Annotated in this window: 13 protein-coding genes; 7 read left to right on the top strand and 6 right to left on the bottom strand. The window is 72.6% G+C overall.

The window, feature by feature from the left end:
- Nucleotides 1-2: 2 nt before the first annotated feature.
- From QFW80_RS02625 to QFW80_RS02610, 4 genes are all read right to left on the bottom strand, one after another.
- Complete coding sequence (locus QFW80_RS02625; protein ID WP_280599557.1) at nucleotides 3-1,112, bottom strand: efflux RND transporter periplasmic adaptor subunit; 1,110 nt, start codon at nucleotides 1,110-1,112, stop codon at nucleotides 3-5.
- Nucleotides 1,113-1,135: 23 nt separating this feature from the next.
- Entirely contained in the window at nucleotides 1,136-4,219 is a 3,084-nt protein-coding gene (locus QFW80_RS02620) for an efflux RND transporter permease subunit (protein ID WP_280599556.1), read from the bottom strand.
- A gap of 132 nt (nucleotides 4,220-4,351) precedes the next feature.
- Nucleotides 4,352-5,155: a LytR/AlgR family response regulator transcription factor gene (locus QFW80_RS02615; protein WP_280599554.1), complete on the bottom strand. Its 804-nt coding sequence runs from the start codon at nucleotides 5,153-5,155 to the stop codon at nucleotides 4,352-4,354.
- 59 nt (nucleotides 5,156-5,214) lie between these two features.
- On the bottom strand, nucleotides 5,215-6,300 hold the full coding sequence (locus QFW80_RS02610) for a sensor histidine kinase (protein ID WP_280599552.1): 1,086 nt from the start codon (nucleotides 6,298-6,300) through the stop codon (nucleotides 5,215-5,217).
- A gap of 484 nt (nucleotides 6,301-6,784) precedes the next feature.
- On the opposite strand from QFW80_RS02610, the gene QFW80_RS02605 reads away from it, so the two are divergent.
- The 7 genes from QFW80_RS02605 to QFW80_RS02575 all read left to right on the top strand — a co-directional run bounded on the left by QFW80_RS02605 (nucleotide 6,785) and on the right by QFW80_RS02575 (nucleotide 13,792).
- Nucleotides 6,785-8,518 (top strand): 3-hydroxybutyrate oligomer hydrolase family protein, encoded by a 1,734-nt coding sequence (locus tag QFW80_RS02605; RefSeq protein WP_280599550.1) that lies wholly within the window; start codon nucleotides 6,785-6,787, stop codon nucleotides 8,516-8,518.
- A gap of 483 nt (nucleotides 8,519-9,001) precedes the next feature.
- Entirely contained in the window at nucleotides 9,002-9,622 is a 621-nt protein-coding gene (locus tag QFW80_RS02600) for a CDP-alcohol phosphatidyltransferase family protein (protein WP_280599548.1), read from the top strand.
- A gap of 62 nt (nucleotides 9,623-9,684) precedes the next feature.
- A complete protein-coding gene (gene phaE, locus QFW80_RS02595) occupies nucleotides 9,685-10,989 on the top strand; it encodes a class III poly(R)-hydroxyalkanoic acid synthase subunit PhaE (protein ID WP_280599547.1) in 1,305 nt (434 codons plus the stop codon).
- 1 nt (nucleotide 10,990) lies between these two features.
- The gene (locus QFW80_RS02590; protein ID WP_280599546.1) at nucleotides 10,991-12,061 is read left to right on the top strand and encodes a class III poly(R)-hydroxyalkanoic acid synthase subunit PhaC; all 1,071 of its coding nucleotides are present in this window, start codon (nucleotides 10,991-10,993) and stop codon (nucleotides 12,059-12,061) included.
- Between the two features lie 123 nt (nucleotides 12,062-12,184).
- On the top strand, nucleotides 12,185-12,400 hold the full coding sequence (locus QFW80_RS02585; protein ID WP_280599545.1) for a PspC domain-containing protein: 216 nt from the start codon (nucleotides 12,185-12,187) through the stop codon (nucleotides 12,398-12,400).
- Between the two features lie 23 nt (nucleotides 12,401-12,423).
- Complete coding sequence (locus tag QFW80_RS02580) at nucleotides 12,424-12,861, top strand: hypothetical protein (protein ID WP_280599544.1); 438 nt, start codon at nucleotides 12,424-12,426, stop codon at nucleotides 12,859-12,861.
- Between the two features lie 361 nt (nucleotides 12,862-13,222).
- Nucleotides 13,223-13,792, top strand: a complete 570-nt coding sequence (locus QFW80_RS02575) for a hypothetical protein (RefSeq protein WP_280599543.1) — start codon at nucleotides 13,223-13,225, stop codon at nucleotides 13,790-13,792.
- Nucleotides 13,793-13,931: 139 nt separating this feature from the next.
- Here QFW80_RS02575 and QFW80_RS02570 read toward each other — a convergent pair whose 3' ends face one another.
- Together QFW80_RS02570 and QFW80_RS02565 are read right to left on the bottom strand one after the other, a co-directional pair.
- Nucleotides 13,932-14,714: an NRDE family protein gene (locus tag QFW80_RS02570; protein ID WP_280599541.1), complete on the bottom strand. Its 783-nt coding sequence runs from the start codon at nucleotides 14,712-14,714 to the stop codon at nucleotides 13,932-13,934.
- 4 nt (nucleotides 14,715-14,718) lie between these two features.
- A complete protein-coding gene (locus tag QFW80_RS02565) occupies nucleotides 14,719-16,200 on the bottom strand; it encodes an aldehyde dehydrogenase family protein (protein ID WP_280599540.1) in 1,482 nt (493 codons plus the stop codon).
- Nucleotides 16,201-16,205 lie beyond the last annotated feature (5 nt).

The following is a 16,205-nucleotide window of genomic DNA, read 5'->3' as shown; positions in this document are numbered from 1 at the left end:
CTTCAGCGCGCGGCCAGCGCGTCGACGCCAGGCTCGATCCGCAGCGCCTGGCCGGCTTCCAGCCGCTCGGCGCCGCGCACCACCAGCCGGTCGCCGGGGGCGACCGCACCGGTGATTTCCACCAGCCCGTCGAGTTCCGCGCCCGTGCGCACCGGCAGCCGCTCGGCCTTGCCGGCGGCGTCCACCCGCATCACGAAATCGCCCTCCCGGCGCAGCACCACCGCATCGCGCGGCACGGCCAGCACCGCCCGCGTCTGCGCGCTCGGCAGGCCGACCGTGACCGCGCTGCCGACGGAAAACGCCTGCTCCTGGACGGCCACGCGCAGTTCGAGCTGGCGCGAGCTTTCGTCGCCGACCGGCACCAGCGCGGTCACCACGGCGTCGCGCAGGTCGTCGTCGCTGCGCACTACCACGCGCGCACCCGCGGCCAGGTGGCCGGCGAGCGCGACCGGGGCATGCACACGCACTTCGCGCGCCGCGGGATCGACCAGGCGCGCCACCGCCGCCCCGGCCGCAAGGTGTTCGCCCGGCTGCACCAGTCGCTCGGCGACCACGCCGTCGAACGGGGCCCGCACCACCATCCGTTCGCGCTGGTGGCGCGTGACCGCGAGCGCGGCGCGCGCGCCGGCGAGGTCCTGCGCGAGCACCTCGCGATCCACGCGCTGCTGTTCGTACTGGGCCCGGGCGATGGCCTGCTGCGCGGACAGCGCGGCGTAGCGGCGCTCCTGCGCCTGCGCCAGCTGCAGCAGCGACTGCGCACGCGCGATCGCCGCCAGGTGTTCGGCTTCGGCCAGGCGCACCGCGGTGTCGTCGAGCACCGCGAGCGGTGCGCCGGCGCGCACCGTGTCGCCGACCTCGGCGATGCGCAGCACGCGGCCCGACACCTCGCCGGCCACGCGCGAATCGTGGCGGCTGACCACGCTGCCGGGGGCCCAGTGGCGCGGCGAGAATTCCGTGCGGACCGCGGGCGCTACCTGCACCACGGCTTCGGGCGCAGGCGCGGGGACGGGAGCGGCCTCGCTGGCACCGGCGCCGGTGCCGCGCGAGAGCAGCGCGAGCGCGGTGGTGCCGATGAGGGCGGCGGCGAACAGGGACGTGGTCAGGGGACGCATGGCAGGACTCCGGTGCGGGCGGATCAGGCGGGCAGGGGGACGATGTCGCGCAGGTCGTCGGGCGCGGGCCGCGGACGGCGGTCCGCCAGTCGCATCAGCGCGGGCACCAGCACCACGGTGAACACGAGGCTGAGCGCGACGCCGCCGACCGACACCGCGGCCAGCCCGCGGTAGATCACCGCGCCCGGCCCGGGATTGATCGCCATCGGCAGCGCGCCGAGCACGCCGGTCAGCGCGGCGATGAGGATCGGCCGCAGCCGCTGGTCCAGCGCCTGGCGCAGGGCGTCGTCGAGCGTGGCGCCGGCGGCCTGCGCTTCGCGCGCCTGGGCGACGAGCAGGATCGCGTTGTTGATCACCATCCCCAGCAGCAGGATGAAGCCGATCATCGACAGCAGGTCGAGCGTCTGGCCGACGGCCAGGTCGAGCGCGCGCAGGCCCAGCACGCCGCCGAACACCGCCATCGGCAGGGTCGCCATCACGAACGCGCTGTCGCGCAGCGAGCGGAACATCGCGGCCAGCAGCAGGAACAGCACCCCGAGCGCCATCGCGAAGTTCGCGCCCATCGCGCCCACCACCTGGTCGAGCCGGTCGGCGCTGCCGGCGACGCGGATCGACGCATCCGCCGGCAGTGCTTCGCGCAGGGCCGGCACGATGCGGCCGTCGACGATCTCCAGCGCCTGCTCCAGCGACATCGCCGGCGGCGGATCGACGGTGAGCGTCAACGTGCGGCGGCGGTCGATGCGGCGCAGCTGGTTCGGCGCCAGCACGGTGTCCACGCGTGCCAGTTCGCCCAGCGCGAGCACGCCCGCCGCCGGCGTGGATAGCGGCGCGGCCTCGAGCGGCAGCCCGTCCTGGCGCGCGCCGCGCAGCAGGATCGCCAGCCGGCGGTCGCCGTCGAAGTACTCGCCCAGCCACTGGCCGTCGCCGAGCGCGCGCACCACCGTGGCCAGTTCGCTGCGCTGCCAGCCGGCCTCGGCGAGGCGGCGGTCGTCCGGGGCCACGCGCAGCTCCGGCGTGCCGGCGTCCGCGTTCGGCCAGGCCTGCACGTTGGCGCCGGGAAAGTGCATGGACAGCGCCTGCCGCCCGGCTTCGGCCGCGGCCGCGAGCGCGTCGCCGTCGCCGTGCTGGAGATGGATCGCGATCGCGCGCGGCGAGCCGCCGAAGCCGCCGAACAGTTCGCCCTCGCTGGCGAACGCGCGGGTGTCGGGCAGGCCGGTGACGACCTCGTCGCGGACGATGCGCTCGAGTTCGCCGATGTCGTCCGGATCGACCACGCGCGCACCCAGCGAGCCGGCCCCCGGCCACAGGTTGACGTACCAGTTGCTCAGCTGCGGCGCGCGTTCGCCGTCCATGTAGGGCCGCATTCGCTCAAGCAGCACCGGCACGATCTCGCGATTCACCAGCTCCGGGCTCATGCCGGGCGGGAAGGTGAAGAAGGCATCCACCGCCGCGCGCTTGACCGGCGGCAGGTAGTCGATCTGCGGCAGCAGCGCGGCGGTCGCCAGCACCGGGCCCAGCACCAGTGCGCCGACCCATCCCAGTTGCTGGCGCCGGGTGCGCGTGGCGCCCAGCGCCCAGGCGCCGATCCGCGACCAGGCGCGATGGTGCGCGCTGGCGCCCGGCTGCGGCCGCAGCCAGCGGCCGGCGGCGGCCGGGAGCACGGTCAGCGCGACCAGCAGCGACAGGCCCACCGCGATCGAGATCGTCAGCGCCAGGTCGGCGAACAGCTGGCCTTCGACGTCGCGCATGAAGATCACCGGCACGAACACCGCGACCGTGGTGAGGGTCGAGGCGAACAGCGCGCCGCCGACCTGGCGCGTGCCCTCCAGCGCGGCGCGCGCGGCCGGCATCCCCGTCTCGCGCAGGCGCACGATGTTCTCGGCCACCACCACGGCCGCGTCCATCACCATGCCGACCGCGAACGCCAGGCCCGCCAGCGAGATCACGTTGAGGCTGCGGCCGGTCAGCTGCAGCACGATGAAGGTCGCCAGCAGGCAGATCGGGATCGCGCATGCGATCAGCGCGGTCGCGCGCAGGTCGCGCAGGAACCACCACAGGCAGCCCACCGCGAGCAGCACACCGGCCAGCAGGCTGCCCGAGAGCAGCCCGATCGCGCGATGGATGAACACCGAGGCGTCGAAGCTCTGGGCGATGTCCAGGCCCAGCGGCCGCAGATCCTGTTCGCGGACATCGGCGACCACGCGCTTGACCTCGTCCAGGGTGGCCAGCACGTTGGCATCGTGGGTGCGCAGGATCCGCAGTCCGATCGCCGGATTGCCGTTCTGGTAGGCGAAGAAGCGCTGCTGCGGGCGCCGCACCTCCACCGTGGCCACGTCCGCCAGCCGCACCGGCCGGCCCTCGCGCCAGGCCAGGATCAGCCCGTCCAGCGCGTCGGGCGAATAGCGGCCGGCGAAGCGCAGCACGTATTCGCGGCGGCCGGCCTCGACCACGCCGCCGGAGGCGTCGGTCGCGCGCGCGGCCACCGCGGCGACGTCCGGCACGCCGATGCCGAGCGACGCCGCGCGCGCCAGGTCCAGGGTGATGGTCAGCTCCTCCGGGGTGCCGCCGTTGATGTCCACACCGGCGACGCCGTCGATCGCGGTCAGCCGCGGCACGATCCGATCCTCGATGAACTGCCGGTAGTCGACGATGTCGCCGGCGGTCCCGGGCAGCTGCTGCACGAAGAAGTAGGTGAGCGAGTTGTTGGCGTCGTCCGAACCGGAGCGCACCACCGGCGGCACCGCGTCGCGCGGCAGCGGCGGCAGGCGGTTCATGCGCGCCAGCACCTCCACCAGCATCGCGTCCATGTCGCTGCCCACGGCGAAGGTGAGGTTGATCGTGGCATTGCCGGAATTGACGTTCGAGGCGATCTCCTCGAGACCCGGCAGGCCCTGCAGCACGGTCTCGATCGGCTCGACGATCTCCGATTCCATCTCCTGCGGCGACGCCGCGCGCCACGCGCTCTGCACCGACATCTGCGGGCGCTCGATGTCCGGGAACAGCTGCAGCGGCAGGCGGCCGAGGCTGAGCAGGCCGAACGCGCACACCAGGACCACCGCGACGGCGACGGCGGCGGGGTTGCGCAGCGAGGCGTCGGTGAGCGTCATGGGTGCGTCCGCGAAGGTGGCGGTGCGCACGATGCGCCGCGTTCGTACGGCGGCGATGGCCCGGAAGTCATGCGCCGGCGCGATCTGCGCCGAAGCGTGGCGACGCCGCGACGAGGCGCGGCGTGCGTCGGATCAGAGCAAAACGGGGAGCCTGTCGCGATAGCTGCGCGAGAGCTTGAGCTCCTGTCCGCAGTCAAGCCGCAGGAAGCTCTCGCCGTTGCTGTGCGGGCGCAGTTCGACCACGCGCGCGGCGTTGACGATCGTCGAGCGGTGGATGCGCGGGAAGCGGCGCGGGTCGAGCTGGCGTTCGAGTTCGCGCATGGTGGCGCGCAGGACCAGGGTCTCGCCGGCCTCGCCGGCGCCGTCCAGGTGCAGGCACATGTAATCGCCGGCGGCGTCGATCCAGCGGATCCGGCGCAGGTCCACGCGCACCGTGCGGTGGCCGTCGCGCACGGCCAGCCGCTCCTCGCGTCGCAGGCGCTCGATCGCGTCCGGCTGCAGCGCGTCCTCCAGCCGCAGCGGCGCCTGGCCGCTCAGTTCGCCCAGCAGTTCCAGCAACTGCCCGCAGTGCGCGTCCGCGGCGCGCTGCGCGCGCAGCTGCCGCGCCCGCGCCAGCGCCTGCGCCAGGCGGCCATCGTCGACCGGCTTGAGCAGGTAGTCGGCGGCCGAGGCCTCGAAGGCGCGGATCGCGTAGTGGTCGTAGGCGGTGACGAACACCACCAGCGGCATCGCGCTGGCGGGGATCCGGCGCAGGGTCTCGAACCCGTCCAGCCCCGGCATCTGCACGTCCAGGAACACCAGGTCCGGCCGGTCCACGCGCAGGGCCGCGATCGCGGACGCGCCGTCGCCGTACTGGCCCACGATCGACACGTCCGGGTGCGCCTGCAGCCGGATCTCCAGCCCGCGCCGCGCGAGCGGCTCGTCGTCGACGATCATGGCGCGCAGCCGCGGCGCGGCGCGCGGAAGGGGCGCTGGCGCCCTGTCATCCGCGACGCTCATCCGCCGATCCCCGGCGCGGTCTCGAACGGCAGGCGCAGCGTGACCTCCACGCCGGGCTCCAGGTGGCGGATGTGGCACGATCCTGCATCGCCGTACAGCACCGCCAGACGTTCGCGCGTGTTGCGCAGGCCCACGCCCTTGCCCGGCGGCGGGGTGCCTTCGGCGAGCGCGTCGCATCCCGGCCCGTCGTCGGCCACGGCCAGCACCAGCTGCGCGCCGTCGCGCCGGGCGCTGATCCGCAGCAGGCCGCCCGCCACCTGGCGCGCCACCGCGTACTTGATCGCGTTCTCCACCAGCGGCTGCAGCAGCAGGCTGGGCAGCAGCGCGCGCCAGCAGTCCTCGGCGATGTCGGTCTCGATGCGCAGGCGTTCGGCGAAGCGGATCTTCTCGATGTCGAGATAGAGCGTGAGCGCGTCGAGTTCCTGGCGCAGGGTGACGCGCTGCATCGGATCGTTGTCCAGCGAGTGGCGCAGGAAGGCCGACAGTCCCTGCACCATGCGGTTGGCGGTGCCGGTGTCGCGGTCGAGGATCAGGGTGGAGATCGCGTTGAGGGTGTTGAACAGGAAATGCGGGTTGAGCTGGTAGCGCAGCATCTTCAGCTGCGCCTGGTGGGCGATGCCGCGCGCGGCCAGCGAGCGCTCGGTCTCGCTCTGGAACTGCCGGTAGTACTTGATGCCCAGGTACAGGCCGACCCAGGCCAGCACCACGTAGATGTAGCTGAGCGAGTAGGCGACGAACGCCATGTGGTTGGCCGGCTTGCAGGTCTCGCAGAAGTCGACGAGCACCGCGCGGGTGGCGAAATCGATGAGCGCCGAGCTCGCCAGCACCGGCACCACCATCGTCGCCAGCAGGCGCCGCGGCGGCAGGCCCCACCAGGCGCGCAGCAGGTAGCGCAGCCCCAGCGTCGCCAGCGCGCCGGTGGTCGCCGCGGTCGCCGGAACCACCCAGTACCCCGACGGCTTGCCGTGGGCGACGGCATAGAGCCAGCCCTGGGCGAAATACGCGCCCCAGCCGCCAAGGTGCAGCAGCCAGAACAGCTGCTGGCGCGGGGCCTCCAGCGTGCGGGGCAGGGCGATCGACATCGGCGGGGCATCCGGGCGCAACGGCGTCATGCTACCGCTGCCTGCGCGTCATGGGCTGCAGCCTGGCGCAGGGCAGGCACGTTTCGTCGTACAGCCCGGTATCGGCGCCTCCCGCCGTCGGCGCCGGGAGCGGTGCCCGGAGTGTGCGGGCTCAGTCCAGCCGCAGCGAAACCCGCAACATGCATTCCGTCGGCACCAGGACGCGATCCTCGATCCCGCCCACGAACCGGCCGTGCACGCGCCCGGTCTCGCCCTGATCCGCGACCATCCCTCGTCGGCCATGAACGCGTCGCAGCGCGCCCGCACATCGCCAGGCGCAGGCCCACCCGGATCGGCGGCTTGGCGCCAGCGTAGGATGCACACGCAGCCGATCCTCGGACCAGGCCAGGCGCCATCCCCATGGATGCGGGGCGAGCGTGCCCGCATCCGCGGCCGAACCGAAGACGGCCCGAGATCCCGCGTTCCGAGCACCGGAGAGGCTCGAATGTTCACCGCCGCCTTCGCCAGCGACCATCGCGACCGCGACGACCTCCTCACCGGCGGGCTGGGGCTCGAGGGCCTGCGGTCGACGCTGCCGCCCGCGTTCGCCGATCCGCAGCGGCCGACGCCCGGCGAACTGCGGCGGCGGGCGCTGTGGAGCAACTGGCGCGGCATCGCCGACCTTGCGCCGGGCGGTGGGTTCGGCGACGTCTACGGACGGTCGGGGCCGGTGCCGGGACGCGAGTTCCACGCGTTCGCCACCCTGCCGGGCGCCTCGCAGCCGCACCGGGTGCTGCTGCAGGTGCCGGACGCCTTCGACCTGCGTCGCCGTTGCCTGCTGGTGTCGGCCTCGTCCGGGTCACGCGGGATCTACGGCGCGATCGCGGTCGCAGGGGCATGGGGGCTGCCGCGGGGCTGCGCGGTCGCGTACACCGACAAGGGCGCGGGCACGGACTATGTCGATCGCGATGCCGGCCGGGGCGTCGGCATCGACGGCACGCCCCGCGCGCTCGACGGGGGAATGCTCGCGTTCGCGCCGGACACGACCGCAGGATCGGGGGTCGCCATCAAGCACGCGCACTCGCGCGACAACCCCGAGGCAGACTGGGGCCGGCACGTACGCCAGGCCGCGGAGTTCGCGCTGCAGGCCCTGGACGAGGCGTTGCCGCATGCGGCGCCGTTCACCTTCGCCAACACCCGCGTGATCGCGGTCGGGTTGTCGAACGGCGGCGGGGCGGTGCTGCGCGCGGCCGAGCTCGAGGGCGACTGGCTGGATGCGGTGGTGGCCGGCGAACCCAACGTCTTCGTCGACGGGCACGGCGGCCGGTCGCTCTACGACTACACCACCGAGGCGGCGCTGCTGATGCCCTGTGCGCTGCTGCACCTGGACGGGTTGCCGCAGCCGCCGGCGCGGGACCAGGCCGAGGCGGCCGGGCGGCTGCGCTGCGAAGCCCTGCAGGCGGCGGGAGTGGTCGACGGCGTCGATCCGGCGGCGCAGGCCCGGTCGGCGTTCGAGCGCCTGCGCGCCGGCGGCTGGAGCGAGGCGTCGATCCGCGCCGGCGCACTCTCTACCGGCTTCGACCTGTGGCGCGCGGTGGCGGCCACCTACGCCTCGGCCTACGGCCGTTTCGGCGTGGGCGAGCATCCCTGCGGGTTCGCGTTCGCGGCCCGGCAGACCGACGGCACGCCACGCGCGGCGACGGCGGCCGAGCGCGCCGCGTGGTGGAGCGACGCCAGCGGCATCCCGCCGGGGGCGGGCTTGGACCTGGTTGAGGCGGGCGATGGCGCATGTGTCGGTGCGGCGCCGCCCGGCCTGCAGTGCCTGCGCGCGCTGCACGAGGGTTCCGGCGAACACGCGCGGCGCGTGCGCGCCGGCATCGATGCGACGCGCGCATCGCCGCCCCGCCAGGGCCTGCCGGTGATGATCGTGCACGGCCGCGACGACGGCCTGGTGCCGATCGACTTCAGCAGCGCGCCGTACGTGGCCGCGGCGCATGCGGCGGGGCGCGACGTGCGCTTCTGGCAGGTGCGCCACGTCCAGCATTTCGACGCGTTCCTGGGGCTGCCCGACTACGGCGCGCGCTACCTGCCGCTGCTGCCCTACGTGTACGCGGCGCTGGATCGCGTGGAGGCGTACCTCGACGGCAGCGGGCCGCTGCCGACGGACGCGGTGATCGCGGCACGCCCGCGCGGCGCCGGCGTCGCGCTGCAGGCGGACCATCTCGCGCTGCCCGCCTGATCCGTGACCCGCATCCCTGTCGCCCGGATAAGCGCAGCGCATCCGGGATCCGATCCGATCCCCGCGTCCTGTCGGTCCGCGCGCCATTCCTCAGCCTGCACCGAAGGCGTCCGCCGCGTTGAGGTGCACCGGGTGGCCAGGCTGTTTCGCGAGTCGCGATCGGACGCAGTTGCCGCAACCCGGGATCGACCCCCTGAGACCACAGGCGCCGTGGCGTCCCGGATGCGCTGCGCTTATCCGGGCGACGCGGGATCGCTTGCGGGGCGCATCGGAGCGGCGGACGGGGCCGAGGCGTCGCGCCGAGGGCGGGTTCTCGTTTCCGGGTGCGCAGGATCGGCGCGGGAATCCAGCCGCGCCGATGCGCCCCGGATGCGCTGCGCTTGTCCGGGCTACGGGTCCGCGTGGACGCAGCGCCTTGCGTGCTTCCGTCATCCTCACGCCGGATTTGGCACTCTGCCGGTCCCGCCCGCCGCAGGACCGGACATGTCCCGACCCCGTCATTTCTCGATGCTGCGCGACTTCCAGCTCGCCGACTGGTTCACGCTGGCCAATGCCTTCTGCGGCACCGGCGCGGTGTTCGCGGCGATGCGCTTCCTGCAGGACGGCGTGGTGCGCGACCTGATGGTGGGCATGGCGCTGATCCCGCTGGCGTTCGTGTTCGACGCGCTCGACGGGCGGGTCGCGCGCTGGCGCAAGGTGGCCTCCACCCTGGGACGCGAGCTGGACTCGCTGGCGGACGTGATCTCCTTCGGCCTGGCGCCGGCGGCGCTGGCCTACGCCTGCGGCATGCAGGGCGGCTGGGACTGGATCGTGCTGAGCTATTTCGTCGGCTGCGGCGTGAGCCGCCTGGCGCGCTACAACGTCACCGCCGAGACCCTCGCCGACGGCGGCGACAAGGTGAAGTTCTTCGAGGGCACGCCGATCCCGACCAGCCTGCTGATCGTGGTCCTGCTCGGCGTGGCCGCGTGGCAGGGCGCGATCGGCGACGCCCTCTGGTTCGGCCAATGGCAGCTCGGCCCCTGGCAGCTGCATCCGCTGGTGCTGGTCTACGCCCTGTCGGGGTCGCTGATGATCAGCAAGACCATCCGCATCCCGAAGTTCTGAGTCCGCCGGCGCCGGAGCGTCGCCTGCCGTTGCTATGATCGGGACGACAGCAGGAGGACGGCATGTTCAACCAGGGTTTCGGCGCGGGCACCGGGCAGGCGCAGGATTTCGAGCGGCTCGCCCGCCAGTACTGGGCGGCATGGGGCGATGCGCTGCGCGGCGCAGCGCCGGGTGCGGGCCAGTCCGGCATGCACGCGTGGCAGGACGCGATCGACTGGTGGACCCGCTACGCCCACGGCGGCCGCAGCGGCGTGAACGAGGCGCTCGAGCGCTTCAACGCCCAGGCGCGCGACTGGTACGGGCACATGCAGCAGGTGGCGGCGCAGTTCGCCGGGCGCGACCACACCGCCGGCGACATCGCCCGGGCCTGGAAGCAGGCGCTGGGCGCGACCGGCGCCAACCCGTTTCCGGAGATGCTGCGCTCGCTGCGCGGCCACGGCCTTCCGGGGCTCGACCAGTGGGTCGAGGATGCGTCGCCCTGGCTGGATGCGGTGCGCGGCGAGGGCATGTCGTGGCTGCGCCTGCCGGCGTTCGGCGCCGGCCGCGAGCACCAGGAACGCTGGCAGCAGTTGGCGCAGGCGCTGCTGGAGTACGAGGAGGCGAGCACCGCGTACAACGCGCTGATGCTCAAGGCCTCGCAGGAGGCGTTCCGGATCTTCGAGGAACGCCTGGCCGCGCACGAGGAACCCGGGCGCCAGATCGAGACCCCGCGTGCGCTGTTCGACCTGTGGATCGACGCGGCCGAGGAGGCGTATGCCGAGATCGCGCTGTCGCAGGAATTCCGCCACGCCTATGCGCAGCTGGTCGATGCGCAGATGCGGCTGCGCGCGGGCGTGCAGCGTGAAGTGGAGCAGGCCTGCACGACGCTGGGCATGCCCACGCGTACCGAGGTCGACGCCGCGCACCGCAAGATCGTCGAGCTCGAGCGCGCCATGCGCAGGTTGCGCGACGCGGCCGAGGGTGGTCCCGCGCCCACGGCGCCGCGACCGGCGCGCGAGCGCCCGTCACCTGGCGGCGCGCGCAGCCGGCGTGCGGATGCGTCGCCGCCTCCGGCGAAGTCTTCTCCGCCCCGGGCGGAGCAGGCCGGCGCTCCTTCCCGCGACGCGCAAGTCAGCGCATCTCCTGCCCGGAAGTCGCCTGCCGGCACATCGGCCGCCGGCAAGGCCGCGCCGGTCAGGTCGGCCGGCTCGAAGGGCGCGGCGGGCGGCAAGCCGTCCGCAACCGGCAAGCCGCGGCGACCCGTGCGCAAGGTGGCGGCGCGGCCCGCGGTGAGCGCGCGCCGTGCGCCGACTAATGGCTTCTCGTCCAGTATCCCGATCCCCGACGCGCCGCTGCCGATGCCCGGCGACGGGCAGGAAGGAGCCTGACATGCACGGACCCCTGTCCATCACCCCCGACCGGCTCGCGAACGAGTCGATGCGCGTGCAGCACAAGCTCGCCGCCGGCCTGCAGACGCTGCGTGAAGTCGGCGACTACGACTACGGCGCCACCGGCAAGGAAGAGATCTGGCGCGACGGCAAGACGGTGCTGTACCGGTACGTGGGCGCGAAGACGCCGACGGCGAAGGTGCCGCTGCTGGTGTGCTACGCGCTGGTCAACCGCCCGTACATGGTCGACCTGCAGTCCGACCGCTCGCTGGTGCGCGGGCTGCTCGAACGCGGCGAGGACGTGTACATCATCGACTGGGGCTATCCCGACCGCTCCGATCGCTACCTCACGCTGGAGGACTACATCGAGCGCTTTCTCGGCGGCGCGGTCGACGTGCTGCGCCGGCGCAGCGGGCGCGAGGCGGTCAACCTGCTGGGCATCTGCCAGGGCGGGGCGTTCTCCCTGTGCTACGCCGCGCTGCACCCCGACAAGGTCAAGAACCTGGTCACCATGGTCACGCCCGTGGATTTCCACACCGAGGACAACATGCTCTCGAACTGGACCCGCGAGCTGGACGTGGACCTGTTCGTCGACACGCTGGGCAACGTACCGGCCGACATGATGAACTTCTGCTACCTCACGCTGAAGCCGTGGCGGCTGTTCGTGCAGAAGTACGTGGGCCTGGTGGACATCCTCGACGACCGCAAGGCGATGGAGGACTTCCTGCGCATGGAGAAGTGGATCTTCGATTCGCCCGACCAGGCGGGCGAGGCCTTCCGCCAGTTCATCAAGCAGTTCTACCAGGGCAACGGCTTCATCAATGGGGGCATCACCATCGGCGAGCGCGAGGTGGACCTGGGCTTCGTCGACATGCCGGTGCTGAACATCTACGCCGAGCAGGACCACCTGGTGCCGCCGGACGCTTCGCGCGCGCTCAAGGACGTGGTCGGCAGCGACGACTATTCCGAGGTCTCGTTCCGCGGCGGCCACATCGGCATCTACGTGTCCGGGCGCGCGCAGAAGGAAGTGCCCACGGCGATCCACGACTGGCTGGCGGCGCGCGCGCGCTGACCTGCGCGCTCCACGCCGCCTTGCGCGGGCCCCCAGCGTTGCGGACGCAGGCGGAGTGCCGGACCGCCGCGAATCCTTCACGATCGCGGCGCTAGACTGCGCCCAGCATCCACGGGGGCCGCCATGAGCCAGACCACCACCGCCAAGCCCGCCGGGCTGACCCGTTCGATCCACGACCGCGTGCTCGCCGGCGTGGTGGGCGGGATCGCGCACCGCTACGGCTGGAACCCGACCCTGCTGCGCGTGCTGTACGTGCTCGGTTCGGTCCTGTCCGCCGCGTTCCCGGGCATCCTGGTCTATCTGGTGCTGTGGCTGCTGATTCCCGAAGGCAACGACTGATCGGGTCGCCGCCGCGTGCCGGAGTGGCGCGTCGCGCCGTGCTCGGATCGCTGGGCGTCGCCTGGGCGCTGCCCAACACGCTGCTCGGGCTCGTCGCCGGGGGCGCCGGGCTGGCATTCGGCGCGCGGGCGCGACTCGACCGGCGGACCTGCGCGCTGGTCTTCCACCGCTGGCCCTGGGGGCCGGGAGGTGCGATGACGCTGGGCAACGTGATCCTGCACACCGGCGAGACGCTCGAGGTGTCGTGCGCCACCTATGCCCATCGGGCCGGCCTGTGCGAGGATCCCATCATCGTGCTCGGCGACCACGAGCGTGCGCACGTGTACCAGTACATGGCGCTGGGACCGCTGTTCCTGCCGCTGTACCTGGCCTGCGGCGGCATCAGCGTGCGCAACCGTTTCGAGCGCGCAGCCGACCGCTACGCGCGTACGGGCCGTGGCTGGTGGCCTTGGCCGGGATGACGCCGGCCGCGGGAACTGCGTCGCCGACGAGCGGTCGGGTAATGACATTTCGCTAACGGATGGTGGACGCGACGCTAACCAGTGTGGCGGTAACCTTTGCGTGTCGAAGAAAAAGCGGAAGGCGAAAGCCGGAAGCAATCGCTTCGGCAAGGAAGGCTCAGCCGACCGGGTCAGACCGGAAGACTGGGCCTTCTGCTTGTCCGGCTGTCGCCGGCCGAGTGCATGCGGCGTGTGGCCGCCTGGGCGATCGCGGGGCCGCCCTGCCACCGGGATTGCACCTGCATCCGGCGGTCGCAGCATATCGACGCAATCTCGGCGATGATGTCCTCCATCGGATTCACGGCAGTTCGGGAGCAGGCGCATGCGCGAAGGCGGCATCCGTGACGACGTGGCCCCCTGGTCGTTCTTCCTGCCGGTGACGCTTGCGGTGATCGTGGGTGGTGTGGCGGCCGGTCTGATCGGTCGCGGCATCGATGCGGTATTCGGTCCCGGAGAAGCGCCGCGTCCGGTCGTCGCGGCGCCGGCCCCGCCGTCCGACCCTGTGCAGCCCGCACCCCAGGACATGGGCCAGGCGGACACGGGTGGACCGGCTGGCACTTCTGCCGGCCCGGTTACGGTGCCTGGCGCCGATGGCGATGCAGTCAGGTCCGGACCCGGGGTGCCGCCGGTCGCCGGTGACGTGAGCCCGAATTCCGACATTGCCGCGATCCAGAACGGGACTTCCGCACCGCCCGAGTCAGCGGCAGTCTTCGCATCCACGCCTGATCCCGCGGTGCCCGTCCTGCCGGGGGCGATCGTCGCCCGGCGCGATGGCGCGCCCGAAGCCTGCATCAACGGGACCATCGCCACGCGTGATGCCAACGGCTGGCAGCAGCGACTGGAGAACGACGCCCCGGTCGCGTGTACGGAGCAGTCGACCGCGCCGCCGTAACGCGCGCGGGCTTCGGGGCAGGGATAGAACATGGGCACCGCGGGGCGGTGCCACTGTCGGACTCTCGGAGGCGGCGTGCGCCGCACCGCGACGCCGTGGCGGCTTGCTTCCCGCCTTTGCCTCAGCGGACCGCCTCCAGTTAAAGCCGTTGGTAGGAGGTTCCCGTGGCCGCCCCGCCGGCGTCGAACCGGCGCTCCGCGAACAGCAACTGCCGGTCTCCCGCCAGCACCACGCTGCTGCAGCGGGTGCCGTAATGCGGATCGAGCACGAACGGCGGCGACAGCGCGCGTTCCAGCGCACGGCCGACGCCGGTGTCGGGCAGCGCGTCGTCGTCCGCGCGGGTGGTGTCGCGCAGGGCCGCGAACAGTGGCTCGATCGCCTCCTCGAACGACGCGACGCAGGCGTCGGCCATCGGCGACCGCAGCCACGCTTCCAGCGCGCGGGTCGCGAACGTGCTCTTGGGCCAGGGTGCGTCGAACGCGCCATTGGACATCGCGTGCAGGCCCTGCGCGACCGCGAACGCGGCCGGCCCGGGGTGGTTGCTCGCGAAGTGCAGCGCATCGCCGTCCCAAGCGAGCAGGTTGAAGCGCCCATAGTCGCGGGCCTGCGCCATCGCGGCCGCGACGCTGGCAGACGCGCTGTCCTGGCCGCGGACGACGTCGCGCACCAGCCAGCCGCGCGAACGCGGCGCCGCCTCTGCCGCCAGGCCGTCGCGGACGTTGGTCACCGCGGCCAGGCGCCCGCGCGTGGATGCCTGCAGCCAGCCGCCTCCCTGCACCAGGTCGCGGCCGCCGTAGACCTCCGGCGCCTCCGGGTCGAAGCCGGCCTCGGCAGTGGGCCGCGCGTGCAGTTCGTCGCGGTTGGCGATCAGGGCGAGCGGCCAGCGCGGATGTGCGCGCCAGGCGACGGCGATCAGGCACATGCGCTCAGTGCGGCTCGCGGATGACCAGCAGGCGCGGCTCGGTCATGTCCTCGATCGCGTACCTGACGCCCTCGCGGCCGAGGCCCGAAAGCTTCACCCCGCCGTAGGGCATGTTGTCGACGCGGAAGCTCGGCACGTCGCCGACCACCACGCCGCCCACCTCCAGCCGGTCCCAGGCCAGCATGGAGTGCGCGAGGCTGGCGGTGAACACGCCCGCCTGCAGGCCGAAGTCGCTGGCGTTGACGGTGTCCAGCGCGGACTCGAAATCCTCGAACGGCTGCAGGCAGGCCACCGGGCCGAAGACTTCCTTGCGGTAGAGGTCGCTGTCGCGCGGCACGCCTTCCATCAGCGTGGCGGGCAGCATGTTGCGCTCGCGCGGTCCGCCGGCGAGAACCTTGGCGCCGCCCTTGCGCGCCGCCTCGATCCACGACTCGATGCGCTTCGCCGCATCCTCGTCGATCACCGGGCCGATGAAGGTGTCTTCCTTGCGCGGATCGCCCATCACCAGTCCGCGCACGCGCGCACGCAGCTTCTTGCGCAGCGTCTCGTACAGGTCGCGATGCACCAGGATGTGCTGCACGCTGATGCAGCTCTGGCCGGACTGGTAGTATGCGCCGAACACCAGCCGGTCGACCAGCGCATCGAGCCCGATCCCCGGATCGGCGTCGACGATGCAGGCGGCGTTGCCGCCCAGTTCCAGCGTCACCTTCTTGCGGCCGGCGCGCGCCTTGAGGTCCCAGCCGACGAGGCCGCCGGTGAAGCTGAGCAGGGCGATGCGCTCGTCCTCGGTCAGGGCGGCCGCGTCCTCGTTGCTGCAGGCCAGGATCGAGAACGCGCCGCGCGGCAGGTCGGTCTCGGCCAGGATCTCGCCGATGATCAGCGCGCCCACCGGCGTCTTCGCCGCGGGCTTGAGCACGAACGGGCAGCCGGCCGCGATCGCCGGCGCCACCTTGTGCGCGACCAGGTTGAGCGGGAAGTTGAACGGCGTGATGAAGCTGCAGGCGCCGATCGGCACCCGCTTGACGATGCCGCGGTAGGGCCGGGTGCGCTCGGAAATGCGCATCTCCACCGTCTCGCCCTCGATCCGGGTGGCTTCGCCGGCGGCGATGCGGAAGGTGTCGATCAGCCGCTCGACTTCGCCGCGCGCGTCGCCGATCGGCTTGCCGGCCTCGATGCACAGCGCCAGCGCCAGTTCCTCGCTGCGTTCGCGGAACCGGCGCACGCAGTGTTCGAGCACGTCGCGGCGGCGGTCGGGCGCGAAGTCCGCCATCGCGCCGCGCGCCTGGTGGGCGGCCACGATCGCCTTGCGCACCACACCCGCGCCGACGAACGCGGTACGGGTGGCGACCTTGCCGGTGTACTTGTCCAGCACCTCCAGGTCCTCGTTGGGCTGGATCGGCGCATTCGCCAGGTAGCAGGGATAGCGCTTGGCGAGCGCGCGCTTGCCGGAGCGGGTCTTCTTGCCGGGGCCGGTCTTGCGGGCCATGCGGG

The organism is Luteimonas rhizosphaericola, from assembly GCF_029888045.1.
GTDB classification, from domain to species: Bacteria; Pseudomonadota; Gammaproteobacteria; order Xanthomonadales; family Xanthomonadaceae; genus Luteimonas; species Luteimonas rhizosphaericola.
This window is presented reverse-complemented; position numbering and strand designations above follow the sequence as displayed.